This window comes from Agarivorans sp. TSD2052, assembly GCF_023238625.1.
Classification (GTDB): Bacteria; Pseudomonadota; Gammaproteobacteria; order Enterobacterales; family Celerinatantimonadaceae; genus Agarivorans.
In genome coordinates this window covers 2,903,197-2,927,385 of sequence record NZ_CP096670.1, presented here as the reverse complement: position 1 = coordinate 2,927,385, position 24,189 = coordinate 2,903,197, and the positions used below count along the sequence as shown (strand labels likewise).

28 protein-coding genes are annotated in these 24,189 nt (G+C 44.7%); 26 read left to right on the top strand and 2 right to left on the bottom strand.

From position 1 onward, the window contains the following. Positions 1-206 precede the first annotated feature (206 nt). The 9 genes from M0C34_RS13280 to M0C34_RS13240 all read left to right on the top strand — a co-directional run bounded on the left by M0C34_RS13280 (position 207) and on the right by M0C34_RS13240 (position 8,086). The gene (locus tag M0C34_RS13280) at positions 207-869 is read left to right on the top strand and encodes a SanA/YdcF family protein (RefSeq protein ID WP_248712165.1); all 663 of its coding nucleotides are present in this window, start codon (positions 207-209) and stop codon (positions 867-869) included. A gap of 5 nt (positions 870-874) precedes the next feature. Then, complete coding sequence (locus M0C34_RS13275; protein WP_248712164.1) at positions 875-1,819, top strand: serine protease; 945 nt, start codon at positions 875-877, stop codon at positions 1,817-1,819. 77 nt (positions 1,820-1,896) lie between these two features. Next, positions 1,897-2,943 (top strand): tRNA preQ1(34) S-adenosylmethionine ribosyltransferase-isomerase QueA, encoded by a 1,047-nt coding sequence (queA, locus tag M0C34_RS13270; RefSeq protein ID WP_248712163.1) that lies wholly within the window; start codon positions 1,897-1,899, stop codon positions 2,941-2,943. Positions 2,944-2,984: 41 nt separating this feature from the next. Continuing rightward, positions 2,985-4,109 (top strand): tRNA guanosine(34) transglycosylase Tgt, encoded by a 1,125-nt coding sequence (gene tgt, locus M0C34_RS13265; RefSeq protein ID WP_248712162.1) that lies wholly within the window; start codon positions 2,985-2,987, stop codon positions 4,107-4,109. Positions 4,110-4,213: 104 nt separating this feature from the next. Then, the gene (yajC, locus tag M0C34_RS13260; RefSeq protein ID WP_248712161.1) at positions 4,214-4,552 is read left to right on the top strand and encodes a preprotein translocase subunit YajC; all 339 of its coding nucleotides are present in this window, start codon (positions 4,214-4,216) and stop codon (positions 4,550-4,552) included. Between the two features lie 27 nt (positions 4,553-4,579). Beyond that, positions 4,580-6,433, top strand: coding sequence for a protein translocase subunit SecD (secD, locus tag M0C34_RS13255; RefSeq protein WP_256469275.1), 1,854 nt, complete (start codon positions 4,580-4,582; stop codon positions 6,431-6,433). Between the two features lie 49 nt (positions 6,434-6,482). After that, complete coding sequence (gene secF / locus M0C34_RS13250; protein WP_248715636.1) at positions 6,483-7,394, top strand: protein translocase subunit SecF; 912 nt, start codon at positions 6,483-6,485, stop codon at positions 7,392-7,394. Between the two features lie 48 nt (positions 7,395-7,442). Further along, positions 7,443-7,814, top strand: coding sequence for a rhodanese-like domain-containing protein (locus M0C34_RS13245; protein ID WP_248712160.1), 372 nt, complete (start codon positions 7,443-7,445; stop codon positions 7,812-7,814). Positions 7,815-7,816: 2 nt separating this feature from the next. Next, a complete protein-coding gene (locus M0C34_RS13240; protein WP_248712159.1) occupies positions 7,817-8,086 on the top strand; it encodes a hypothetical protein in 270 nt (89 codons plus the stop codon). Here the strand turns inward: M0C34_RS13240 and M0C34_RS13235 are convergent. Next, positions 8,083-8,619 (bottom strand): hypothetical protein, encoded by a 537-nt coding sequence (locus tag M0C34_RS13235; protein WP_248712158.1) that lies wholly within the window; start codon positions 8,617-8,619, stop codon positions 8,083-8,085. The two genes, M0C34_RS13240 and M0C34_RS13235, sit on opposite strands and share 4 nt — an antisense overlap. Before the next feature lie 456 nt (positions 8,620-9,075). Between M0C34_RS13235 and M0C34_RS13230 the strand changes: the two genes are divergently transcribed. Continuing rightward, on the top strand, positions 9,076-9,444 hold the full coding sequence (locus M0C34_RS13230; protein ID WP_248712157.1) for a 2Fe-2S iron-sulfur cluster-binding protein: 369 nt from the start codon (positions 9,076-9,078) through the stop codon (positions 9,442-9,444). Positions 9,445-9,611: 167 nt separating this feature from the next. On the opposite strand, the gene suhB is transcribed toward M0C34_RS13230, so the two are convergent. Further along, positions 9,612-10,415, bottom strand: a complete 804-nt coding sequence (gene suhB, locus M0C34_RS13225; RefSeq protein WP_248712156.1) for an inositol-1-monophosphatase — start codon at positions 10,413-10,415, stop codon at positions 9,612-9,614. A 171-nt stretch (positions 10,416-10,586) separates the two neighbouring features. Here suhB and trmJ point away from each other — a divergent pair, with 171 nt between their 5' ends. The 16 genes from trmJ to hisS all read left to right on the top strand — a co-directional run bounded on the left by trmJ (position 10,587) and on the right by hisS (position 24,184). After that, positions 10,587-11,318 (top strand): tRNA (cytosine(32)/uridine(32)-2'-O)-methyltransferase TrmJ, encoded by a 732-nt coding sequence (trmJ, locus tag M0C34_RS13220; protein ID WP_248712155.1) that lies wholly within the window; start codon positions 10,587-10,589, stop codon positions 11,316-11,318. Between the two features lie 88 nt (positions 11,319-11,406). Beyond that, positions 11,407-11,880, top strand: a complete 474-nt coding sequence (gene iscR / locus M0C34_RS13215) for a Fe-S cluster assembly transcriptional regulator IscR (protein WP_248712154.1) — start codon at positions 11,407-11,409, stop codon at positions 11,878-11,880. 36 nt (positions 11,881-11,916) lie between these two features. Further along, entirely contained in the window at positions 11,917-13,131 is a 1,215-nt protein-coding gene (locus M0C34_RS13210; protein WP_248712153.1) for an IscS subfamily cysteine desulfurase, read from the top strand. Between the two features lie 31 nt (positions 13,132-13,162). Beyond that, positions 13,163-13,546 carry a Fe-S cluster assembly scaffold IscU gene (gene iscU / locus M0C34_RS13205; RefSeq protein WP_248712152.1) on the top strand — a complete coding sequence of 128 codons (384 nt, stop codon included), beginning with the start codon at positions 13,163-13,165 and terminating at the stop codon, positions 13,544-13,546. A gap of 18 nt (positions 13,547-13,564) precedes the next feature. Further along, positions 13,565-13,888 (top strand): iron-sulfur cluster assembly protein IscA, encoded by a 324-nt coding sequence (iscA, locus tag M0C34_RS13200; RefSeq protein WP_248712151.1) that lies wholly within the window; start codon positions 13,565-13,567, stop codon positions 13,886-13,888. A gap of 12 nt (positions 13,889-13,900) precedes the next feature. Beyond that, positions 13,901-14,419 carry a co-chaperone HscB gene (hscB, locus tag M0C34_RS13195; protein WP_248712150.1) on the top strand — a complete coding sequence of 173 codons (519 nt, stop codon included), beginning with the start codon at positions 13,901-13,903 and terminating at the stop codon, positions 14,417-14,419. 5 nt (positions 14,420-14,424) lie between these two features. Then, a complete protein-coding gene (gene hscA / locus M0C34_RS13190; protein ID WP_248712149.1) occupies positions 14,425-16,278 on the top strand; it encodes a Fe-S protein assembly chaperone HscA in 1,854 nt (617 codons plus the stop codon). A 1-nt stretch (position 16,279) separates the two neighbouring features. Then, positions 16,280-16,618 carry an ISC system 2Fe-2S type ferredoxin gene (gene fdx, locus M0C34_RS13185; RefSeq protein ID WP_137672809.1) on the top strand — a complete coding sequence of 113 codons (339 nt, stop codon included), beginning with the start codon at positions 16,280-16,282 and terminating at the stop codon, positions 16,616-16,618. A gap of 11 nt (positions 16,619-16,629) precedes the next feature. Next, positions 16,630-16,830, top strand: coding sequence for a Fe-S cluster assembly protein IscX (gene iscX, locus M0C34_RS13180; protein ID WP_137672810.1), 201 nt, complete (start codon positions 16,630-16,632; stop codon positions 16,828-16,830). A gap of 43 nt (positions 16,831-16,873) precedes the next feature. Further along, complete coding sequence (gene pepB, locus M0C34_RS13175; protein WP_248712148.1) at positions 16,874-18,163, top strand: aminopeptidase PepB; 1,290 nt, start codon at positions 16,874-16,876, stop codon at positions 18,161-18,163. Positions 18,164-18,231: 68 nt separating this feature from the next. Further along, positions 18,232-18,657 carry a nucleoside-diphosphate kinase gene (gene ndk / locus M0C34_RS13170; RefSeq protein WP_248712147.1) on the top strand — a complete coding sequence of 142 codons (426 nt, stop codon included), beginning with the start codon at positions 18,232-18,234 and terminating at the stop codon, positions 18,655-18,657. Positions 18,658-18,814: 157 nt separating this feature from the next. Then, complete coding sequence (gene rlmN, locus M0C34_RS13165) at positions 18,815-19,933, top strand: dual-specificity RNA methyltransferase RlmN (RefSeq protein WP_248712146.1); 1,119 nt, start codon at positions 18,815-18,817, stop codon at positions 19,931-19,933. Between the two features lie 22 nt (positions 19,934-19,955). Then, complete coding sequence (gene pilW / locus M0C34_RS13160) at positions 19,956-20,729, top strand: type IV pilus biogenesis/stability protein PilW (protein ID WP_248712145.1); 774 nt, start codon at positions 19,956-19,958, stop codon at positions 20,727-20,729. Continuing rightward, positions 20,719-21,693 carry a RodZ domain-containing protein gene (locus M0C34_RS13155; RefSeq protein WP_248712144.1) on the top strand — a complete coding sequence of 325 codons (975 nt, stop codon included), beginning with the start codon at positions 20,719-20,721 and terminating at the stop codon, positions 21,691-21,693. Before pilW ends, M0C34_RS13155 begins: the two co-directional genes overlap by 11 nt. 25 nt (positions 21,694-21,718) lie before the next feature. Then, the gene (gene ispG / locus M0C34_RS13150; protein WP_248712143.1) at positions 21,719-22,810 is read left to right on the top strand and encodes a flavodoxin-dependent (E)-4-hydroxy-3-methylbut-2-enyl-diphosphate synthase; all 1,092 of its coding nucleotides are present in this window, start codon (positions 21,719-21,721) and stop codon (positions 22,808-22,810) included. A 96-nt stretch (positions 22,811-22,906) separates the two neighbouring features. Next, a complete protein-coding gene (hisS, locus tag M0C34_RS13145; RefSeq protein ID WP_248712142.1) occupies positions 22,907-24,184 on the top strand; it encodes a histidine--tRNA ligase in 1,278 nt (425 codons plus the stop codon). The last annotated feature ends 5 nt before the right edge of the window (positions 24,185-24,189 follow it).

Genomic DNA, 24,189 nt, shown 5'->3' with positions numbered 1-24,189 from the left:
TACGCAATACCATTAATTTTTATGCGGATAAATGTAATAGTTTAGTGGGTATTGTAAATCGACTTTACATAATTTTACGAAATGCAGCCAGCATGGATAAAGCGTTTTAATTTCACTTGTTTAGTGTGTTCGCTATTGCTAATTTGGTTGCGATAGGTGGCTATGCTAGCATGGGCCATTAGGGGTAATTGGACGGAGGTTAAGCATTGAAACGATTCCTTAGCGTAGTGTTGCTGATGGTTATCGTCGTGGTGCTTTGCCTCGTGGCCATCGACCGTTACATCTCTCAGCAAGTCTCTGGCCAATGGTATCGAGATATGGACCGCGTGCCCGCACAACCGGTTGCATTGGTACTGGGTACCAGCAAATATGTAGGTAAACGTCTTAATGCCTATTACCAATTTCGGGTTGAAGCGGCAGCAAAGCTTTATCACACGGGTAAGGTAAACGGGCTAATACTCAGTGGTGATAACGCCACACGATACTATAATGAACCCATTACTATGTTAAACGATGTATTACGTTTGAACGTACCTCGTGAGCATATTGCTTTAGATTATGCAGGCTTTAGAACCTTTGACTCGGTGGTTCGCGCAAAAGCGGTGTTTGGGCAGCAAGCTTTAGTGATTGTTTCTCAACAGTTTCACGTAGAACGGGCTTTATATATCGCGAATCAATATGGCATTGAAGCCTATGGTTATGTGGTTGATGATGCCCCATCTGAGTTTCATTGGCGAGTGCGGTTACGCGAAGTGCTGGCTCGGGCTAAAGCCCTGATTGATTTACATGTTCTCAACGCTCAACCGCATTTTTTGGGTGACCCTGAGCCGGTGCGTTTACGCGATCCTGAGTTAGATCTGAGTACCTAAGTATCATGGCGATAAAACAGTTTTTTGTAGGCTTAGCCTTAGTAGTGTCATATTTTACCCATGCCCAAACAGACTTGTCGGTTAGCCCGCGGGTGGTCGGCGGAGATGATGCTGCCGAGAATTACCCTTGGATGGCCCAGGTCTTTGTTGGCCATTCTCGATGCGGCGGGGTACAAATCGCTGATAATTGGGTGCTCACCGCTGCACATTGTACCTATCAAACTGATAGTGAAGACAAATACATCGACCCGTCCCAAGTGAGTGTGGTGCTAGGTGTTCAACAACGGGTAACAAGTAGCCATTCAAGAGCTATTTCGGTGAGTGAGATTTACCAACATCCGCTATATGTTAGCCCCAGCAGTTTTGGCGCTGCTTACGATTATGATGTGAGTTTGTTACGTTTAGCTTCTGCTCAACCCATTAGCGCGCCAGTACTTAATGCCAATCAAGTGAAGGATGCGGTTAATATTGGAGGATTAATGTCGCTGCTCGGTTTTGGCCGTATTAATACCGATCCGCTAAATTCTGTATACCCTGAGGTTCTGCAACAAGGCGCTTTGCGCTTGTATGACGCTGAAAAATGCGCCGAAGCTTGGCCAAGCTCTACGGTCACTGAGCGTATGTTTTGTGCCTATGGCACCAATCAAGATGCTTGCTCTGGAGATAGTGGCGGCCCGGTAATTATTAATGAGCCAAACGGTGTTCGTTTACTAGGCTTGGTGAGTTGGGGATCGATTGCTTGTAAAAATAAGCCCGGTGTTTATACCGATATTGGTAAAGTGTGTCTTTGGATTACTGATACTGCCAGTTTGGCGGGGGATAGTCGTCTTGAATGTACCCAAGCTGAGCCGCCGGCTTCTGGTGGTGGAGCTAGTTTTTGGTTGATACTGATAGGCTTGCCATTGCTATTGTCGCGTAGAAAGCTATCAAACGTGCATTTGCGGCGCTAATCCTTGCTATTACTGGACGCAATCTCTAAAATTGCCGGCTTGTAAATAAATCAAAATCCCACAGAGTTATTAGTCCCATGCGTGTTGCCGATTTTTCTTTTATTCTTCCTGATGAGCTGATTGCTCGATATCCAAAACAGCAGCGCCGGGATAGCCGTTTACTGTATTTGAATGGTAATTCTGGAGAGCTTAAACATCAGCAATTCCCCGATTTGCTTGAGCATATTAAACCAAACGATTTACTGGTATTTAATAATACTCGAGTTATTCCTGCACGCTTGTTTGGCCAAAAAGTCACTGGCGGTAAGCTGGAAGTGTTGATTGAACGAGTATTAGACGACCATCGAGTTTTAGCTCATGTTCGCTGTTCTAAATCACCTAAGCCCGGTACAGAGTTGCGCTTAGCTGATGCTTTTGATGCAACCATGCTGGCGCGTCATGATGCACTGTTCGAATTACGCTTTGACGACAGCCGCACAGTCTTAGAGCTGCTTGAAGCCTATGGACACATGCCGCTGCCCCCATATATTGACCGCCCTGACGAAGATGCGGATAAAGAGCGCTATCAAACTGTGTATAACGAAAGGCCAGGTGCTGTGGCGGCGCCTACTGCTGGTTTGCATTTTGACGATGCCTTGATGCAGCAGATTCAAGACAAGGGTGCCGATACGGCATTTGTTACTTTGCATGTGGGGGCGGGCACTTTTCAACCTGTTAAAGTGGATTCAGTCGACGAGCATGTTATGCACTCTGAATATGCCGAAGTCAGCCAAGAGGTCGTGTCTAAAATAGCGAAAGCCAAGGCTGCTGGTGGCCGTGTGATTGCGGTGGGTACCACCTCGGTTCGCTCGTTAGAAAGTGCGGCAAAAGATGCCAAAGCTAAAGGCCAAGCACTACAAGCGTATGCCGCTGAAACCGATATTTTTATCTATCCTGGGTATCAGTTTGAATTAGTTGACGCAATGGTGACCAATTTTCACTTACCAGAGTCAACCCTTATTATGTTGGTGTCGGCATTTGCCGGCAAAGACAATGTTACTGGCGCTTATCAAGCTGCTATCGACAATCAATACCGCTTCTTTAGTTACGGTGATGCGATGTTCATCACTCGTAAAGACGCATAACTTAACTACAGTCGGACTGTTTTTCCGATCTGAGGTGACACATGAAATATCAATTATTAGCAACCGATGGCAAGGCTCGACGTGGCCGTTTGGTGTTTGAGCGCGGCAGTGTAGAAACGCCGGCGTTTATGCCAGTAGGCACTTACGGTACCGTAAAAGGCATGACGCCGGAAGAAGTGAGCGCCACGGGCGCTGAAATATTACTAGGCAATACCTTCCACTTGTGGCTGCGCCCTGGTCAAGAGGTGATGAAGGCGCATGGCGATTTGCACGATTTTATGAACTGGCAGGGTCCAATTTTAACCGACTCTGGCGGTTTTCAGGTTTTCAGCTTAGGTGATATTCGCGATATTACCGAAGAAGGTGTGCATTTCCGTAATCCAGTGAATGGAGACAAAATATTCTTAACCCCTGAAAAATCAATGGAAATTCAAAATGATTTGGGTTCGGATATCGTCATGATTTTTGATGAGTGTACCCCCTATCCTGCTACAGAAGCTGAAGCGGATAAGTCGATGCGTATGTCTTTACGTTGGGCTGCTCGCTCACGCCAACGTCACGATGAGCTGGAAAACAACAACGCGCTATTTGGTATTATTCAAGGCGGTGTTTACGAACATCTACGCGATGTATCTTTAGAAGGCTTAACAAAAATAGGCTTTGACGGTTATGCTATCGGTGGTTTAGCGGTGGGTGAGCCTAAAGAAGATATGCATCGCATTCTTGATTATGTTGCACACAAGGTACCAGAAGATAAACCTCGTTATCTGATGGGCGTAGGTAAACCTGAAGATTTGGTCGAAGGTGTGCGCCGTGGTGTTGACATGTTTGATTGTGTAATGCCAACCCGTAACGCACGTAATGGTCATCTTTTTACCAGTGAAGGTGTGGTTAAAATTCGCAATGCACGTCACCGAGAAGACACTAATACGCTAGATAAAGAGTGTGATTGTTATACCTGTCAAAATTATTCTCGTTCCTACTTGCATCATTTAGACAAGTGTAATGAAATCCTTGGCGCTCGTTTGAATACCATTCATAACTTGCGTTACTACCAGCGAGTGATGGAAGCCATACGCGAGGCTATTGCTGCTGGTAAGTTAGACGAATTTGTAGCAGATTTTTACGCCAAATTGGGACGAGATGTCCCACCGTTGGTGGAATAATACCCGATTGACCAAGCAACACCTTGTTTTTGCTCGGTCAGTCTCCATTTAATAAGACAGTAGTGTCTTTTTTCGTAAATTTAAATTTTTTAATGAGGGTAACAATGAGCTTATTTATTTCTCCAGCATATGCCGAAGGCGGCGCAGCATCACCAGCCGGTGGCGGTATGGAACTGATTTTTATGATGGTTATCTTTGCGGTAATCTTCTACTTCATGATTTACCGTCCGCAATCTAAGCGTGTTAAAGAACATAAAAACCTTATGTCTTCATTGTCTAAAGGTGATGAAGTGCTAACAACGGGTGGTTTGGTCGGGAAAATCATTAAGATTTCTGAAGAGAACGACTACTTCCAGTTAAGCCTAAGTGATGACACTACCGTTACACTTAAAAAGGACTTTGTTTCAGCGGTATTGCCAAAGGGCACGCTGAAGTCTTTATAGTTACACTAGGTCACTAGGGATAAGATTTTGTTAAACAGAAACCCTTGGTGGAAGAATATGATGGTAATCGGTTTGATTGCCATCGGTTTTCTTTACGCCATGCCAAACTTATACGGTGAGGATCCAGCCGTACAAGTATCCGGCACTCGGGGCGCTCAGGTTGAGCTTGCCCAATTGGATGAGATTAGAAACTACCTTACCGAACAGTCTATCGACTTTCGCTCGGTTGGCTTTGAAGATGGTTTAGCTTTAGTGCGTTTACGCAATGATGCCGACCAGCTTAAAGTTAAAACGATGCTGAATGATCTACTCGGCGATAATTTTGTGGTGGCTTTAAACCTAGCCCCAGCAACCCCCGGTTGGTTAGATGCTATTGGCGCAGCGCCGCTTAAACTTGGCTTAGACTTACGCGGTGGTGTGCACTTCTTGATGGAAGTGGACATGGACGCGGCGATAAGCAAAGCACAAGAAGGCATGATTCAAGATTTTCGTAGTGACCTTCGTGAAGAAAAATTGCGTTACGCTGGTGTTCGCTCGCAAGGTGATGCCGTGGTGGTTCGTTTCCGTGATGAAGCAACCCTTGATAAAGCGATTAGCTTTTTAGACCGCAAATATAACGAGTATCAATTTAGTGATGTTAGCCAAGGCGATCAATTTCGCTTAAGCGCTAAGATGACTGAAGCGAAGCTAAAAGAAACACGCGAATATGCCTTGCAGCAAAACATCACCATTATTCGTAACCGAGTTAATGAGTTAGGTGTTGCCGAGCCTCAGGTTCAGCGTCAAGGTTCTGAGCGTATTGTTGTTCAGTTACCGGGTGTTCAAGACACTGCTCGTGCTAAAGAGATTTTGGGCGCCACAGCGACCCTAGAATTCAGAATGGTAAATACTGACGCTGATTTACGTGATGCGGCTTCTGGTCGTGTGCCTCCGGGTTCGCAACTGGCTAAGCGAGTTGATGGCTCACCAGTGGTGTTACGTAATCAAGTTATCTTGACCGGTGACCACATTGTGGGTGCGCAATCGGGATTTGATGAATACAGCCGTCCGCAGGTTAATATCAGCCTTGATAGCCAAGGTGGTAGTAAAATGGCTGCCTTTACCAAAGACAATGTGGGCCAATCGATGGCAACCTTGTTTATTGAGTATAAGCCTACTGGCAAGAAAGATGCTGAAGGTAAAAGCCAGTTAGAACGCCAAGAAGAAGTGATTAACGTAGCCACTATTCAGTCACGACTGGGTCGCAGCTTCCGCATTACTGGTATTGATTCTCCTTCTGAAGCGCAAAACTTAGCCTTACTATTGCGTGCTGGTGCCTTGATTGCGCCGATTCAAATTGTTGAAGAACGTACCGTGGGCCCAAGCTTAGGCCAAGACAACATCGACAAAGGCTTTATGGCTATCGTAGTGGGTTTGTTGTCACTGCTGGTGTTTATGCCTCTGTACTACCGTAAGTTTGGTTTAATCGCTAACTTAGCGCTTATTGCTAACGTAGGTATGATTATCGGCTTTATGTCAATGATACCTGGGGCTACTTTAACCTTGCCTGGTATGGCGGGTATTGTACTGACCGTGGGTATGGCCGTTGACGCCAACGTGTTGATTTTTGAGCGTATTCGTGAAGAGCTAAAAGACGGTAGAAGCCCTCAGCAAGCGATTCACCACGGTTATAGCAACGCGCTTTCAACCATTTCTGATGCTAACATCACCACCTTCATTACCGCGTTAATTTTGTTTGCGATTGGTACGGGTGCTGTAAAAGGCTTTGCGGTAACGCTAGCTATTGGTATTGCCACCTCGATGTTTACCGCTATTGTTGGCACCCGCGTGGTTGTTAACCTTGTTTGGGGCGGTAAGAAAATAGACAAGTTGTCTATCTAGGAGCAACGACGTGTTTTATTTATTTAAACCTAAAGGCACTGTGCCTTTTATGTCGCACCGTAAACCATTTATTTGGTTTACTATTTTGCTGATGGTGGCTTCGGTTGCAAGCTTAGCGATTAACAAAATTAATTGGGGCTTGGACTTTACTGGCGGTACTTTGATTGAGGTGGAGTTTTCACAAGCTGCCGACCTTAATCAAGTTCGTGATGTTATGGCCAATAATGAGTACCCGGATATTGTAGCGCAATATTTTGGCTCACAAACTCAAGTTCTGCTGCGCATGATGCCGCGTGAAGGTGTTGATAGCCAACACCTTGGCGATAGCATTATGGGTTTGTTGCGTTCAGAAGTTGATGCTAACGTTGAAATGCGCCGTATCGAATACGTAGGGCCTACTGTAGGTAAGGAGCTTGCCGAGCAAGGTGGCTTAGCCATTATTGCTGCACTAGGTTGTATTTTACTCTATGTGGCTATGCGTTTTGAGTGGCGGATGGCGCTAGGTGCTGTATTGGCCTTAGCACACGATGTCATTGCAACCTTGGGTTTGTTCTCATTCTTGCAGTTAGAGTTTGACCTAACGGTTATTGCTGCACTATTAACGGTGGTGGGTTACTCCTTGAACGATACAATTGTTGTATCAGATAGGATCCGTGAAAACTTCCGTAAGTTGCGTAAAGGCGACCCTGAAGAGATCATTGATGTGTCGCTAACCCAGACCCTGAATCGAACGATTGTCACCTCGTTAACAACAATTATGGTGCTCATATCGTTGTTCGTATTAGGTGGTGAGCTGATCCATAACTTTGCTACGGCATTATTGTTTGGTGTGTTCATTGGTACTCACTCTTCCATCTATGTTGCTAGTACGCTGGCATTGTATTTAGGCATTAAGAAAGAAGACTTTATGCCCAAAGAGATCGAAGAAAAAGAAGGTGCTGACCAAGACCCTATCGCATAACTATCTAAACCCGCTTCGGCGGGTTTTTTACTATTAAGGAAGAGATACATGGCCCATAATCCGCGTTTTCTGGCTTTAGTTGATGATTGCCGTAGCCGTATTAAAGAATGTGATGTTCACCAAGTTAAGCAATGGTTAGACCAAGGGCTTGATTTCAAGCTGATTGATAACCGCGAACAAGATGAATGGCAAAAAAGCCGTATTCCTGGTGCTCAATATATGGGGCGCGGCGTGTTAGAGCGTGATGCTGAAACAGCCATTCCGGACCTTGACAGTATGATAGTGATTTATTGTGGAGGTGGTTTTCGCTCCGCGCTGAGTGCTGATAACTTAGTGAAGATGGGGTATACCAATGTTATCTCTATGGATGGCGGGATTAGAGGCTGGACACTTGCTAACTATCCATTAGAGGAAGCATAAAGGTGACAGAAGCTAATCCAGTAATGATCTATTCATTTGATATAGGTGAAAAAAGCCATTATTTTTTACAGCAACGCGAGGCTGAACTAGCCTTTGAAAACGCAGAGTTGGCCGGCGAGCACCCTGAGTGGCGTGAGGCCAGCGAGTTAACCGAATTGTTGGCAATAAAAGATGCCTTATTAGGAACGTTTGTTAAACGCATTGCTTTTCTAGAGTTACAGTTAGAGCGCGCCGAAATGGACGCTGATAGCTTTGACCTAGGCGCTGACTAGTTTTCCATCTCCCAGCCTAGCTCTTGGTTAAACTTATCTAACATAGGTTTAACCAAGTCTATATCACTTTGTGGTACCGCTTCTAATTGGTTAATCCACAAGTCGCTCACTTCAAACATCGACATCATTTCTTGTTTTTGCTGCTTAGTTAAATCTGGATTATCCAGCAGCTGTTGCTTCATGGTTTTGTATTGTTGTATTTGTGCTTCGTTACCGTCGGCGCTAGCTGCCATAGCGGCGAATACAACTTGCTCGGTTGTTTTAGCCCATGTATCTATGGTTAGGTTGTTGCTTGCCAAAATGTTGCTGACTTCGGCGTTCATTTTACTATGCTTGAGTTGACTCGCCATTTCTTCAGCAAACTGACTAGGGTTGCTGATGTCTTGAAAGGTATTGTCTTGTTCAATTTTCTCTATTATGGGCTGTAACTGCTTACTTGCGGTAAACCATGCATTTAGTTGCTGCTCGGTGAGCTGATTGGCTAAGCTATGTTGGCAATATAAAACGAGTAAAAATACCCAGATGCTTCGCATGTGTTTTCTCTCTTGTGTGTGGTTCAAAAGCGGTAAGTAAGCACTATTCGATTTATGACATCGTTATCAACTATAGTTGAAAATTGTCGTATTTAAAGCAAATTGTCTGCTAAGCACTAATTTGAACTTTAGTGGTTTAGCACTGATAGCGCGGTGACTTTTAAATCTCTTGCCTTAGCTTAACGCAACTATTTGTTTATTATGCGTATTGTTTTCTTTGAGTCGCGAGGCCAACGCGTGATTTACCGCATCATTTAACGGGCGGGGGTTGATGGTGCTGGCTTAGCACTTGCAATGCGGGTAAGCAATTTGACTATTTGTGTGTTAGTGACTGCTAGCCAACTTGCCGCTGGTTAAATCTATAGTTTGACGCTTGATAGCTTCATGCTGGTTAGGTTTTAACTGAACATACTGACAGTCAAATTGAATACTTATCATTACATAAAGGAAAACAATATGGCTACCGTATATTTCTCTTCCCCGGTTATGCGAAAAAACAAAAAAGTAACCGCGGTTGCAGGTAAACGTGATGCGTTGTTAGGCTTAGCTGAAGACAATGGCGTGAAGATCCCCCATGAATGTAAAGACGGCCGTTGTGGCTCATGTTTAGTTGAAGTCACGCATTTAGATGGTGAACGCGTAAAAGGCGCAATGCTTACCGATAAGGAACGTGAAGGGCTAAAAAGTATCGGCAAGCTTTCGGATAAAGATGCTGAAAGAGCGTCTATTAGTGACTTGCCGCCAAAGTATCGTTTAGCTTGTCAGGCGATAGTCACTGACGAAGATTTATTGGTTAATTTCACTGGCGAGCCGGGTGGTGCCTAAGATATTGGCCGGGTAGGTTAGTCTTTTAGGTTTAGTTATGATTGAAGGCTAATGCTCATTCAATTAAAGATGCTTAGCTTGTTTATAGAATGGGTATCATTTATCGATAAAAAAACCAGCAGTGAAGGCTGCTGGTTTTATTATCGTTAACAATTAAAGCTGAGTAACTAGCCTTTAATTGCGTCCGTTAGGTGTGGGCGAATCGTTGAAAGCATGTGCTTTAATACTTTTGGATTAGCACATACAACATTACCACTTTGGTAGAAGTCGGTATTACCTGCTACGTCAGTGACAATGGCACCCGCTTCACGCACTAGTAACTCGCCAGCTGCGATTTCCCAAGGTTTTAAATTGAGTCGGAAGAAGCCATCGTAACGCCCTGCGGCCACGTAGGCGATATCTAAAGCTGGGCTGCCACTGCTGCGAATGTCATCACACTCAGCGAAGATAGCACCAAACATAGCGGTGTAGCTTTCGGTGTAGTGTTTACGTCGGTAAGGGAATCCACTTGCGATTAAGGTACCTTCTAGGTCTTTCGCTTTATTGACGCGCAAACGGTAGCCGTCTAATTGGGCGCTCTTACCACGAGAAGCGGCAAATAGCTCGTTACGTAGTGGATCGTAAACCACAGCGTGTTCGGTTTTACCGCGAACGCGTAAGGCGATTGAAATAGCAAAGTGAGGAATACCTTTGATAAAATTGGTGGTTCCATCCAGTGGGTTAACTACCCATTGATATTCGTCATCCGTGCCTTTGCTTAAACCTATTTTTTCAGAAACAAACGAGTGTTCTGGGAACGCGTTACGAATCGTATCGATAATGCTTTTTTCAGAAGCCGATGTCACATTCGTTACGTAGTCGTTTGCGCCTTTAGCGGTCGCTTCAACCTTGTCTAACTGTTCGTAAGCTTGAGTTACGACTTTACCTGCGTTTCGCGCAGCGCGAACCGCTATGTTTAGCATAGCATGCATGAATTACCACCAATTTGTAGAAAGAACATTTAATAACCGCCGGATTATAGTGAATACTCAATTTAAACTCAATTTATTATAGACAGTGTATTAAAAATTTTTCCAATCTAGATGCTAGTCGGGTCGCTATGTTACAATCTTGCGCATCAAAACTAGGGTGAAATTCAACAGATGTTAGATAATGTTCGAGTAGTGCTTGTTGGCACTAGTCACAGTGGCAACATTGGCTCAGCAGCCAGAGCAATGAAAACCATGGGCCTACGCCATTTATACTTGGTGGCGCCAGAAGCGGAGATAGATGGGAAGTCAGTTGCTCTATCGGCAGGGGCGTCGGATGTATTAGGCGGTACCACAATTGTTGATGATTTAGCTGAAGCTATTGCTGATTGTCAGTTGGTGGTTGGCGCCAGTGCTCGCTCGCGCACCTTAGATTGGCCAATGCTAGACGGCCGCGAAGCAGGCGTTAAATTAGCTAGCGAAGCCAAAACGGCTAATGTAGCTATTGTTTTTGGGCGTGAGAACAGCGGGTTAAACAACGCTGAGCTTCAGCAGTGCCACTTTCATGTTTGTGTTCCGGCTAATCCTGAGTACAGCTCTCTAAATTTAGCGATGGCTGTGCAGTTGATTAGTTATGAAGTGCGTATGGCGCATTTAGATCTAGAAAATACCCATCCTGAGAATGTCGTCGAAGACTACCCGCACGCTGATGATTTAGAGCGTTTTTACCAACATTTTGAGCAAAGCATTGCTGACAGCGGATTTATAATTAAACCTCATCCGGGCAAAGTTATGGAGAAAGTACGCCGTATGTTTAATCGAATTCGCATGGAAAAACAAGAGCTTAACGTTATGCGCGGGATCTTAACTGCGTTTGATAAGCATATCGAAAAAAGCGAAAAATAATCCTGAGTAAGTTACAAGGTTTTATACTTGACTAAAATAGTCGGATATGGAAAGATTGTGGGCAAGTTCACGCAATAAATGGTTGAATATGCGCTTAACTTCTAAAGGACGATACGCGGTTACAGCGATGCTGGATGTGGCACTTCATATGGAAGACGGTCCGGTTTCATTAGCTGATATATCTGAGCGACAAGGTATTTCACTGTCGTACTTAGAGCAGCTTTTCTCAAAATTACGCAAACATGGCTTAGTAAGCAGTGTTCGCGGCCCTGGCGGTGGTTACCGGCTAGGTATGGATGCTGACGATATCGCTGTGGGTATGGTTATTCATGCGGTTGACGAGTCGATAGATGCAACACGTTGTCACGGTACCGCAAATTGTCAAGGCGGTAAGCCTTGCCTGACCCACTCGCTGTGGAATGACTTGAGCGAACGTATTGCCGATTTTCTCGACAATATAAGTTTGGGCGGACTGATGCGTGAGCGACAAATAGTGAATGTTGCTCAAGGACAAGATCAGCTTAAAAAACTCGACTCAAACACGATACAAATTAGTTTATGATGCTCGCTTAGCGCAGAGTAGTAATGGAGAGCTTTAATGAAATTGCCAATTTATCTGGATTATTCAGCCACTACACCGGTTGACCCTCGTGTAGCTGAAAAGATGATGCAATACCTAAGTGTCGACGGTATATATGGAAACCCGGCTTCTCGCTCGCACCGTTTTGGGTGGCAAGCAGAAGAAGCTGTTGATGTGGCTCGTAATCAAATTGCCGAGTTAGTAAATGCTGACCCACGAGAGATCGTATTTACTTCAGGTGCGACCGAATCAAACAATTTAGCAATCAAAGGCGCTGCCCATTTTTACAATAAACGCGGTAAGCACATTATTACCTGTAAAACTGAGCACAAAGCTGTATTAGACACTTGCCGCCAGTTAGAGCGTGAAGGCTTTGAAGTGACTTACCTCGAGCCAGAAAGTAACGGTGTAATTAGCTTAGACAAGTTAACAGAGGCAATGCGCGAAGATACCGTGCTGGTTAGTATCATGCACGTGAATAACGAAATTGGCGTGATTCAAGATATCAATGCTATCGGAGAACTATGTCGCTCACGTAAAGTTTTATTTCATGTCGATGCTGCGCAAAGTGCAGGTAAAATCGACATTGATTTACACGCTTTGCCAGTAGATATGATGTCGTTTTCAGCACATAAAATGTATGGTCCAAAAGGTATTGGAGCTCTGTATGTTCAACGTAAACCCCGTATTCGCTTAGAAGCGCAAATGCATGGTGGTGGACATGAACGCGGCATGCGCTCTGGCACTCTGCCTACCCACCAAATTGTCGGTATGGGTGAGGCCTTTGCGATAGCTAAACAAGACATGGCTAAAGACAACGAACATGTTCACGCATTACGTGACCGTTTCTGGGCTGGTATAAAAGATATTGAAGAAACTTACGTTAATGGTGATTTTGACCAGCGTGTTGTAGGCAACCTAAATGTGAGTTTTGCATATGTTGAAGGTGAATCGTTGATTATGGCACTGAAAGATTTAGCCGTATCATCTGGCTCTGCCTGTACCTCTGCCAGCTTAGAACCTTCGTATGTTCTACGTGCTCTAGGGCTTGAAGATGAATTAGCACACAGCTCTATTCGTTTCTCATTTGGTCGTTTTACTACTGAAGAAGAAATTGATTATGCAGTTAAAGTTATTAATGAAGGAATAGGGCGCCTCCGCGAAATGTCTCCACTGTGGGACATGTTTAAAGACGGAGTTGACCTAAGTCAGGTCGAGTGGGCTCATCACTAAGCACTATATTTAACGGATTTGGAGAAGTATCATGGCTTACAGCGAAAAAGTAATTGATCACTATGAAAACCCACGTAATGTTGGGGCGTTTGAAGACAAAGAAGATAGTCATATCGGTACCGGTATGGTTGGCGCGCCAGCGTGTGGCGATGTAATGAAGTTACAACTAAAAGTTAGCGACAGCGGTATTATTGAAGATGCCCGTTTTAAGACTTATGGTTGTGGTTCAGCTATCGCTTCTAGCTCACTAGTGACAGAATGGGTAAAAGGCAAAAGTTTAGATGAAGCAGAATCGTTGAAAAACACTGATATTGCTGAAGAGCTGGCTTTACCTCCGGTGAAAATTCACTGTTCAATCTTAGCTGAAGACGCAATCAAAGCAGCGATTGCAGATTATAAGAAGAAAAACGCGTAGTAGTTTTAAGGATCCGTTATGGCTGTATCACTGACCGAATCAGCAGCAACCCATGTTAGCCAATTCTTAGGTAATCGTGGCTCAGGCTCTGGAGTACGCTTAGGTGTTAGAACCTCTGGCTGCTCCGGAATGGCTTATATTCTTGAGTTTGTTGACCAGCTCGCTGAGGATGACAAAGTGTTTGAAAGTCACGGTGTAAATATCATTGTTGACGAAAAAAGCTTACTTTATATCGATGGAACTCAGTTGGATTTTGTTAAAGAAGGTCTAAACGAAGGCTTTGTATTTAATAACCCTAATGTATCCGGAGAGTGCGGTTGCGGAGAGAGTTTTAGCGTCTAAATGGAACACGCTATGAATTATTTTGAATTATTCTCTCTAAGCACAACATATCAGCTAGACCTTCAAGGTTTAGCTGTTTCTTATAGAGAGTTACAACAGAAATACCATCCGGATAATTTCGCTGCTGATGCAACTGAAAATCAAGTTCAGGTTATGCAAAAAGCCGCGCAAATAAATGATGCCTACCAAACATTGAAAGATCCTTTGTCTCGCGCTCAATACTTACTGAGTCTGCAGGGCATTGAGCTAGGTGGCGAACAGCAGACGATTAATGACATTGAGTTTTTGATGAGTCAAATGGCGCTTAGGGAGCAGTTGGCGGAAATAGAAAACGCTGCCGATCCTGAACAAGCTATTGATGACTTTTCCAAACAACTCAAGCAACAGCGAAGTGACTTGAGCTCAAGCTTTGAAAAAGCCTACAATGAGCAAAATTTTACCTTTGCTGCCGAACAAGTTCGTAAGCTTAAATTTTATGCACGTTTGCAACAGCAGTTGCTTCAACTCGAAGAGAAAATCTTAGATTATTAATCTATATGGCATTACTACAAATTGCAGAGCCTGGGCAATCGGCTGTTCCTCACCAACATAAATTAGCAGTAGGTATCGATTTAGGTACTACTAATTCTCTTGTAGCTACTGTGCGCAGCGGAAAATCTGTTACTTTAGCCGACCATAGTGGCAATACCTTATTACCTTCGGTTGTGCGTTATCACGATAAAGGTATTGATGTTGGCCTCGCCGCTCGAGCACAGGCAGTTACAGATCCTCATAATACCATTACGTCAGTGAAACGTTTGTTGGGCAAGGCGAGCTCAGAGATAGATACTTCGACCTTACCCTATCTTTTTGCGGATAGCAGCTCTCCGCAAATCCAAACGGTTAGCGGTATTGTGAATCCTATTCAGGTGTCCGCAGAGATCCTTAAAAGCCTTGCCAAGCGTGCTAGCGAGTCGTTGCAGGGAGAGCCTGACGGCGTAGTGATTACTGTACCGGCCTATTTCGATGATGCCCAGCGACAAGGTACTAAAGACGCCGCTCAGTTAGCGGGCTTACATGTATTACGTCTGCTCAACGAACCTACCGCCGCCGCGATTGCTTACGGGCTAGACAGCGGTGATGAAGGCGTTATCGCTATTTATGATTTAGGGGGTGGTACTTTTGATATTTCAATTTTGCGTTTATCAAAAGGTGTATTCCAAGTATTAGCCACTGGCGGAGATTCTGCTTTAGGTGGCGATGATTTCGATGACGCTTTAGTTGAATGGATCGCTGAACAGGCCAAAATTACCGGTCAGCGATCTGCGCAATTGCAGCGCGAGTTGTCACGCGTCGCTAATCAAATTAAGGTGAGTTTATCTGATCAACAACAAGCCGAAGTTAGCCTAGCCACTGATGGCGTAAACTGGCAGGGGGCGATTACCCGTGATCAGTTTGATGAGCTCATTGCAGCGTTAGTTAAGCGTACGATTCGCGCGTGTCGTAGAGCCTTACGTGACGCCGAGGTTGAGCTTGAAGATGTTGGTAATGTGGTTATGGTTGGCGGGTCTACACGGGTGCCTAAAGTACGTGCCGAGGTGGCCAGCTTTTTCGGTAAGCAACCTTTAACTAACATCGACCCAGACCAAGTGGTGGCCTTAGGCGCTGCTATTCAGGCTGATACATTAGTGGGTAACAAAAAAGACGGCGAGTTGTTGCTACTTGATGTCACACCGTTGTCTTTGGGTATTGAAACCATGGGCGGCTTGGTTGAAAAAGTTATTCCGCGCAATACCACTATTCCGGTTGCTCGCGCACAAGAATTTACAACCTTTAAAGATGGCCAAACAGCCATGGCTATTCACGCGGTTCAGGGCGAGCGAGAGTTAGTGGATGATTGTCGCTCATTGGCTAAGTTTGCGCTGAAAGGGATCCCTCCCTTAGCTGCTGGTGCAGCGCATATTCGGGTGACCTTTCAAGTTGATGCCGATGGTTTGCTGTCTGTTACCGCGATGGAAAAATCAACCGGTGTTCAATCGTCGGTGGAAGTTAAACCGTCTTATGGTTTAGCCGACGAAGAAGTAGCCAGAATGCTTAAAGACTCTATCACCAACGCTAAACATGATGTCAGCATGCGGATGTTACGCGAGCAACAGGTGGAAGCCGCGCGTTTCATAGAAGATATGAGTGCAGCCCTCGCTGAAAGTGGATCTCGCTTGTTAGACGAAACAGAGCGTCAGCAAATAGAGCTAGCGATGCAAGCGTTGGCGACAGTAGCGGCTGCTGATAAGGTGCCTGCCATTGAGCAAGCCATTAAGCAACTCGATAGTATTAGTCAAGACTTCGCTGCAAGGCGAATGGATGATTCGATTAAACAGGCTTTAACCGGCCAGCAAGTAGATAGGATTTAAGATGCCTAAAGTGATTTTCTTACCCAACGAAGACTTATGTCCCGAAGGGTCTGTAGTAGAAGCAAAAGAAGGTGAAAGCGTACTAGATATCGCGCTGCGTGAGGGTATCGATATTGAACATGCCTGCGAAAAATCATGCGCCTGCACCACTTGCCACGTGATTGTTCGAGAAGGTTTTGATTCTTTAGAAGAAAGCGACGAGCTCGAAGATGACATGTTAGACAAGGCTTGGGGCTTAGAGCCTGAATCTCGACTTGGTTGTCAGGCTTTAGTAGCCGATGAAGATTTAGTGGTAGAAATCCCTAAATACACGATTAATATGGTGTCTGAACAACATTAAGGAAACTTGCTATGGGGTTGCGTTGGATAGATGTAGAGCAAATTGCGATAGAACTGGCCGAGCAATTCCCTGAGCAGGACCCAAAACAAGTTCGGTTTACCGATTTACACCAATGGGTTTGTCAATTGGACGATTTTGAAGATGAACCCCAACATAGCAATGAGCGCATTTTGGAAGCAATTATTTTAGCCTGGATGGATGAACTAGACTAAATTCCAGTGGCTTGTTGTCAATGAGTAACATGAGGAAGTATTGATGACCGCCGTTATGGACCTAGTATTATGTGCAAAACCCGCTGCTGCTCAATGGGGCGACAACGCCCTGATCAGCTTTGAAACGAATCAAGTTAATGTGCATGTTACTTCGCAAGGCGCATCCCGCCTACAAGATATTCAAAAAGCCGCGCGTAAATTAGATTCTCAAGGCTTAAAGCACCTTTCTTTTATTGGTGATAGTTGGGACTTAGAAGCCTGCTGGGCTTTTTATCAAGGCTATTACAATGCCAAGCAAGACAATCAACTTGATGTAGTGGTGCTTAGCGACGCAGACTTACAGCGTTTTAATGCGCTTAAAATTTCAGCTGATTGGACCCGCAAAACGATAAATTTGGGTCCCGCTGAAATCTACCCGCAAAGTCTCTGTGAGTCAGCAGCAAGCTTTTTAAGCGCTTTAGCGCCCGATTGTGTATCCCATACCATTATTTCGGGGGATGACTTATTAGCCGAGGGTTGGGTTGGTACTTATCAAGTGGGTAAGGGCAGTAGCCAAGCACCGGCGATGTTGCAGCTTGACTTTAACCCTTCAGGTAAGTCTGACGAACCAATAGCCTTCGCGTTAGTGGGCAAAGGTATTACGTTTGATTCAGGTGGTTACAGTATCAAACCCTCTGATGGTATGTCGATAATGAAAAGCGATATGGGAGGCGCAGCCACGGTAACGGGGGGCTTGGGTTTGGCGATTGCTAATGGCCTGAATAAGCGCGTTAAGCTGTTTTTATGTTGCGCTGAAAATATGGTTTCAGGTGAAGCTTACAAGCTTGGTGATGTTATCACCTACAAAAATGGTGTTTCGGTAGAAGTATTAAATACCGATGCGGAAGGGCGCTTAGTGCTGGCCGATGGTTTAATTGCCGCTAGTGAAGTTAAGCCTGACAAAATTATCGATGCCGCTACTCTTACCGGTGCGGCCAAGATGGCTTTAGGGCGCGATTACAACGCCGTATTCGGTTTTGATGATGATATGGTGCATCACGCTCTTCAGGCTGCAAAAGCTGAGCACGAAAAAGCGTGGCCGTTGCCACTTGAGCCTTTTCATAAGGGGCAAATTGGTTCTGCGTTTGCAGATATAGCCAATATTTCATCTGGCGAAGGGATGGCCGGGGCTTCAACCGCAGCAGCTTTTTTAGCGCACTTTGTTGAAAATGCGGAACAAAATTGGTTACATTTTGATTTATCTGGTTCATATCAAAAATCAGCCAACGCGCTTTGGGCAACGGGTGCGAAAGGTCATGGTATTCGCACCATTTCTAGGTTGTTAAGCGAGTAGAGCTAACTTATTATTCGATAACGATATCAATTGATTGGTATTAATTATTTATACAATGGAGCGAGTAAATGGCGTTAGAACGGACTTTTTCTATACTTAAACCTGATGTTGTGGCCAAAGATGCCATTGGTGCAGTTTATGCCCGTATGGAATCTGCAGGTTTACGATTGGTCGCAGCTAAAATGTTGCATTTAACACAAGAGCAAGCTGCCGGTTTTTATGCCGAGCATGATGGAAAACCTTTTTATGCTCCGTTAATTGAATTCATGACATCGGGTCCAATAATGGTACAAGTGTTGGAAGGTGAAAATGCCGTTCAGCGCTATCGGGATCTACTTGGCGCGACTAATCCAGCGGAAGCTGCTGCCGGCACCTTGCGTCATGATTTTGGTACGGCTATGCCGCCTAATGGTACTCATGGCTCAGATTCCCCCGAATCTGCCGCAAGAGAAATAGCCTATTTCTTTGATGACAATGAAATTTGTCCAAGATAGAACCAAAGGGGCTTAGGCCCCTTTTTACATTGCTGAATAAAAGGTATTACATCAATAGCTGCCAAATGGCCCTGAATACCGAGTTTAACTGGTATTTTGCCGTCATAATTTGTACAATTCGGCGCTTTTTTTAAATGGTCAGTCGTGGAGTTAAGCGATGAGTGAAACAAAAACAAATTTACTTGATTTTAACCGAGATGGATTACGTCAGTTTTTCGCAGAGATCGGAGAAAAACCATTTCGTGCTGATCAAGTAATGAAGTGGATTTATCACTTTGGTGTCGACGACTTCGATCAAATGAATAATATTAATAAAGTATTGCGTGAGAAGCTTAAAAAGGTTGCTGAAGTAAAAGCACCAGAGATAAGCACCGAACAGCGCAGTGCTGATGGCACGATTAAATGGGCCATGTTAGTTGCTGGTCAAGAAATTGAAACGGTATACATCCCTGAAGGAGACCGTGCGACGTTATGCGTGTCTTCTCAAGTGGGCTGCGCCTTGGAGTGTACTTTCTGCTCTACTGGTCAGCAGGGGTTCAATCGCAACCTAAAAGTATCTGATATCATTGGTCAAGTGTGGCGCGCAGCTCAAGTTATTGGCCATAAAGGCATTGAGGGCAAGCGACCTATTACCAATGTGGTAATGATGGGGATGGGTGAGCCTTTGCTTAATCTCAATAACTTGGTGCCTGCTTTAGAACTCATGTTAGATGACAACGGGTATGGATTAAGTAAGCGAAGAGTCACGGTGAGTACTTCTGGCGTAGTGCCAGCCCTTGATAAACTGGGTGACCAAATAGACGTGGCGTTGGCAATTTCTTTGCACGCTTCAAACGACAAGCTGCGTAGTGAAATTATGCCAATCAATGATAAATACAACATTGAATCGTTTTTAGCGGCGGTTAAGCGCTATATCGACAAATCGAATGCCAACCGCGGTAAGGTAACCGTAGAGTATGTTTTACTGAATGGTGTAAACGACTCAATGGAGCAAGCGCATGAGTTAGCCGAAGTTTTACGCGATACACCATGTAAAATTAACTTGATCCCATTTAATCCTTACCCCGGCTCACCCTTTACCAAGCCTAGCAATAGTAGAGTTGATCGTTTTTGTAAGGTGTTGATGGAATATGGCTCAACAGTAGTGGTTCGTAAAACCCGCGGTGATGATATAGATGCAGCTTGTGGTCAGTTAGCAGGTGATGTCGTAGACAGAACCAAAAGAACAATGAGAAAACGGATGCAACAACAAGAAATTTCAGTCACAATTCAATAACTAACCTTATCGAAGGACGGATATGAAACGCTGGTTGTACTTGTTTTTGGTAGTGCTTTCTGTGACAGGTTGTGTCACAGAAACCCGAGTGAATGGCCAAGAAGTAAACAATAAAGATAAACAACTTGATAAAGATGCTGCGGCCAAAACTCGCATTAGTTTGGCCTTGCGCTATCTAGAAGCTGGTGATGCAGAGCAAGCAAAACGAAACCTTGAATTGTCTCAAGAACTCGCCCCTAACCTCGTTGACGTATATATTGCTCAAGCACACTTCTACCAACAGGTAAGACAGCCTGATAGAGCCTTAGACGCTTATAAAAAAGCTAAGTCAATCGCGCCAAACAATGGCGATGTGTTGAATAACTATGGCGTTATGTTGTGTAAACAGAAGCACTATGATGAAGCCGATGCCTTGTTTAACCAGGCCTTGGCTAACCCTGAATACGTTCAAGTAGCGGGTACTAATGAAAATGCTGGCCTGTGTGCGTTGACCGCTGGGCATCTGGATAAAGCGCTTGAATACTTCAGTAGTGCTTTGGCTTATAACATTCGTAGACCGGCTTCTTTGCTTGGTGCCAGTGAGGTTTATCTCCAGCAAAATAAACCCGAGCAAGCCAGATTATACTTACAACGTTATGATAGTATGTCAGAAACAACGGCTAAAAGTGCTTTTGCTTGGATCAGAGTAGAAAGTGCCGCTGACAATTTCGCCGAAGAGGCCCGCTGGGGACTAACTTTGCAACAACAATTCCCTAAATCAGAAGAAACTAAACGATATATGGCCAATGACTACTAAAATTGAATTAGAGCCTACTGAGCTCAGTGAAGATATTGAAGTTGTAAGTCCTGGCCAGATGCTTCAGGAAGCACGAGTCGCCGCGAACCTGAGCCAGAATCAGGTTGCAGAGAGGCTGAAACTGCGCCTGCAAGTGGTGGTAGACATTGAGGCAGACAGTTTTGATGGTGGCTTGTCGGTAACTTTTATCAAAGGCTATTTGCGTGGTTACGCTCGACTAGTCAACGTGTCTGAAGAGTTAATTCTGTCTAGTTACGCACACTTAAATGACGCCCAAGAACAGCGTACTGAAATGCAGAGTTTTTCTGGCCGGTTTAAGCAAGAGACACATGATAGCCGATTAATGAAGTTTACCTATTTTGTCGCCTTTGGGATTGTTGTTTTATTGGTTATTTGGTGGTGGCAAGAGAAAAACCAACAAGAAGAATTTGCTCCTCAAACTAGCAGTAATGCCGTCACCGATGTTCAACCTTCAGAGCCAGTAGCTGAAGTGAACCTAACCGCTGACTTATCAAGTTCTGAGGCTGAGTCTGTCGTTGCAGTTGACGCGCTTGAGCCGACGGTTGTTAACGAAGACAGCAATGCGCCTCTAGACCTTCCATCGAATGCTGATTCAGCAGCGATTGCCGATTTACCGAGCCAAGCCAGCGAGCTTGATGCGCCCGCTGAAACGGTTGCTGAGCCCCTCGCCGAAGTCATTGTAGAAACACCAACGGAAGTGGCTGATTTACCGCTTAGCATGAGTTTTGAAAAAGAGTGCTGGGTAGAAATCCGTGATGCAACAGGTAAGCGATTAGTCGCGGCGATTAAGAAGGCGGGTGACAAACTATCAGTAACCGGCCCGGCCCCGTATAGTATCGTGCTAGGCACTTCTGTTGGGGTTAGCGTCAATTATGGCCAAGATAAAATAGACTTATCGTCATTTAAAAACGGTAAAGTTGTCCGTATGAAGATACCTAATTAACTAAATTTAAGACGTCGCGATTATTATGAACCAGCCAAGCCCAATTAAACGCCGTAAATCTAAGCAAATAATGGTGGGTAATGTTCCTGTCGGTGGTGATGCACCTATTTCCGTCCAGTCAATGACAAACACTCGCACCACTGATGTAGAGGCTACCGTTGATCAAATCAACCGTATCGCTGCAGTGGGTGGAGATATTGTGCGTGTATCAGTACCAACGATGGATGCAGCCGAAGCATTTAGACTCATAAAACAACAAGTGAATATTCCGCTTATTGCCGATATCCATTTTGATTACAGAATTGCCTTAAAAGTCGCTGAGTACGGTGCTGACTGTCTCCGAATTAATCCCGGTAATATTGGTAACGAGCAACGTATTCGCGCAGTTGTTGACGCAGCTAGAGACCGAAATATTCCTATTCGTATAGGCGTGAATGGCGGTTCTTTAGAAAAAGACTTACAAGAAAAGTATGGCGAACCCACCCCTGAAGCATTAGTTGAATCTGCGATGCGCCATGTAGATATTTTAGATAGGCTGAACTTCGACCAGTTTAAAGTGAGTGTGAAAGCTTCGGATGTATTTCTTGCGGTAGGTGCTTACCAAGGGCTTGCTTCTCGTATTGACCAGCCTCTTCACCTTGGAATTACCGAAGCTGGCGGCTTACGCAGTGGCTCGGTAAAATCTGCAGTGGGCTTAGGGATGCTGTTATCGCAAGGTATTGGCGATACTATTCGGGTATCACTGGCTGCTGATCCAGTTGAAGAAATAAAGGTTGGTTTTGATATCCTCAAATCTCTACGAATTCGTTCTCGTGGGATTAACTTTATCGCTTGCCCAAGCTGTTCACGCCAAGAATTTGATGTGATTGCAACGGTGAATGCCTTAGAGCAGCGCTTAGAAGACATTGTAGAACCCATGGATGTATCGATTATTGGTTGTGTCGTCAATGGTCCCGGTGAAGCGTTGATATCAGATTTAGGCATTACAGGCAGTCAAAATAAAAGTGGCTTTTACCAAGATGGCGTACGTCAAAAAGAACGTTTTGATAACGACAACTTAGTTGATGCGCTAGAAGCAAAAATACGTTCAAGAATAGCTGTGAAAAACATCAGCTGATAGCTTAACAGCAATAGATTAAATTTACCTAGATGGCTAAAGACCCTATAATCATGGGTCTTTAGTAGTTATTGACCTGTTTTATTCGAGATTATTGTGGCAAAACAAATACAAGCAATACGTGGCATGAATGATTGCTTGCCAAGTGATACACCCGCTTGGCAGAAAGTGGAATCGGTTATTCGCGAGGTCGTCGCCGCTTATGCTTATAACGAAATTCGAATGCCTGTTGTAGAAAGCACTAACCTGTTTAAGCGCTCTATCGGCGAAGTTACCGATATTGTGGAAAAAGAGATGTACACTTTTGAAGACCGCAATGGGGATAGCTTAACGCTGCGACCAGAGGGGACAGCATGTTGTGTTCGCGCGGGTAATCAAGCTGGCCTGCTATATAATCAAGAGCAGCGCTTGTGGTACATGGGACCAATGTTCCGCCATGAGCGTCCCCAAAAAGGCCGTTATCGTCAGTTTCACCAGCTAGGCATTGAGGCATTTGGTATGGCTAGTGCTGATATTGATGCTGAAGTTATTTTGTTGTCTGCACGATTTTGGAAGGCTTTTGGCCTTGAAAAACATGTGACTTTGCAACTCAATAGTTTGGGTTCAAATGAGGCCCGAGCTAATTATCGCGAAGCCTTAATTGCTTACCTTGAAGGACATAAAGACGCCTTAGATGAAGAATCTAAACGCCGAATGTATGATAACCCGCTACGGGTATTAGATAGTAAAAACCCTGAAGTACAAGCCGCTTTGGCTGACGCGCCAAGTTTAGCCGACTACCTTGATCAAGACAGTAAAACTCATTTCGAACAACTGTGTGCTTTGTTGGATAATGCAGGCATCGGCTATGAGCTTAACCCGCGCTTAGTGCGTGGGCTTGATTACTATAATCGCACAGTATTTGAGTGGGTCACGGATAGTTTAGGCTCACAGGGCACTGTTTGTGCTGGCGGCCGTTATGATGGCTTGGTTGAGCAATTGGGGGGCAAACCTACACCAGCCGTTGGTTTTGCCATGGGTATGGAACGCTTGGTATTGTTACTTGAAACTCTGGGTTTGTTGGGTGAATTACCATCAACTGCCGATGTTTATGTGATCAATGCTGGAGAAGGGACACTTGGGGCGGCGTTTTCATTAGCTGAACAATTAAGAGATGCGTTACCCTCGGTGCGGACCATGAGTCACTGTGGTGGTGGTAACTTTAAAAAGCAATTTAAGCGGGCCGATAAATCGGGCGCTAAAGTAGCATTAATCATCGGCGAAGATGAGTTAGCTAACCAACAAGTTACCGTGAAGTACTTACGACAAGATATTCAACAGCAATGCGTGGCTCAAGATGAGTTAGTTGCCTTGCTTAATACCGTATTAGATTAGTTAAG

Coding starts and splice junctions, on each gene's coding strand:
- M0C34_RS13275 (WP_248712164.1), top strand. CDS start 875: ATGGCGATAAAACAGTTTTTTGTAGGCTTAGCCTTAGTAGTGTCATAT.
- queA (WP_248712163.1), top strand. CDS start 1,897: ATGCGTGTTGCCGATTTTTCTTTTATTCTTCCTGATGAGCTGATTGCT.
- tgt (WP_248712162.1), top strand. CDS start 2,985: ATGAAATATCAATTATTAGCAACCGATGGCAAGGCTCGACGTGGCCGT.
- yajC (WP_248712161.1), top strand. CDS start 4,214: ATGAGCTTATTTATTTCTCCAGCATATGCCGAAGGCGGCGCAGCATCA.
- secF (WP_248715636.1), top strand. CDS start 6,483: ATGTCGCACCGTAAACCATTTATTTGGTTTACTATTTTGCTGATGGTG.
- M0C34_RS13245 (WP_248712160.1), top strand. CDS start 7,443: ATGGCCCATAATCCGCGTTTTCTGGCTTTAGTTGATGATTGCCGTAGC.
- M0C34_RS13235 (WP_248712158.1), bottom strand. CDS start 8,619: ATGCGAAGCATCTGGGTATTTTTACTCGTTTTATATTGCCAACATAGC.
- M0C34_RS13230 (WP_248712157.1), top strand. CDS start 9,076: ATGGCTACCGTATATTTCTCTTCCCCGGTTATGCGAAAAAACAAAAAA.
- suhB (WP_248712156.1), bottom strand. CDS start 10,415: ATGCATGCTATGCTAAACATAGCGGTTCGCGCTGCGCGAAACGCAGGT.
- trmJ (WP_248712155.1), top strand. CDS start 10,587: ATGTTAGATAATGTTCGAGTAGTGCTTGTTGGCACTAGTCACAGTGGC.
- iscR (WP_248712154.1), top strand. CDS start 11,407: ATGCGCTTAACTTCTAAAGGACGATACGCGGTTACAGCGATGCTGGAT.
- M0C34_RS13210 (WP_248712153.1), top strand. CDS start 11,917: ATGAAATTGCCAATTTATCTGGATTATTCAGCCACTACACCGGTTGAC.
- iscU (WP_248712152.1), top strand. CDS start 13,163: ATGGCTTACAGCGAAAAAGTAATTGATCACTATGAAAACCCACGTAAT.
- iscA (WP_248712151.1), top strand. CDS start 13,565: ATGGCTGTATCACTGACCGAATCAGCAGCAACCCATGTTAGCCAATTC.
- hscB (WP_248712150.1), top strand. CDS start 13,901: ATGAATTATTTTGAATTATTCTCTCTAAGCACAACATATCAGCTAGAC.
- hscA (WP_248712149.1), top strand. CDS start 14,425: ATGGCATTACTACAAATTGCAGAGCCTGGGCAATCGGCTGTTCCTCAC.
- fdx (WP_137672809.1), top strand. CDS start 16,280: ATGCCTAAAGTGATTTTCTTACCCAACGAAGACTTATGTCCCGAAGGG.
- iscX (WP_137672810.1), top strand. CDS start 16,630: ATGGGGTTGCGTTGGATAGATGTAGAGCAAATTGCGATAGAACTGGCC.
- pepB (WP_248712148.1), top strand. CDS start 16,874: ATGACCGCCGTTATGGACCTAGTATTATGTGCAAAACCCGCTGCTGCT.
- ndk (WP_248712147.1), top strand. CDS start 18,232: ATGGCGTTAGAACGGACTTTTTCTATACTTAAACCTGATGTTGTGGCC.
- rlmN (WP_248712146.1), top strand. CDS start 18,815: ATGAGTGAAACAAAAACAAATTTACTTGATTTTAACCGAGATGGATTA.
- pilW (WP_248712145.1), top strand. CDS start 19,956: ATGAAACGCTGGTTGTACTTGTTTTTGGTAGTGCTTTCTGTGACAGGT.
- M0C34_RS13155 (WP_248712144.1), top strand. CDS start 20,719: ATGACTACTAAAATTGAATTAGAGCCTACTGAGCTCAGTGAAGATATT.
- ispG (WP_248712143.1), top strand. CDS start 21,719: ATGAACCAGCCAAGCCCAATTAAACGCCGTAAATCTAAGCAAATAATG.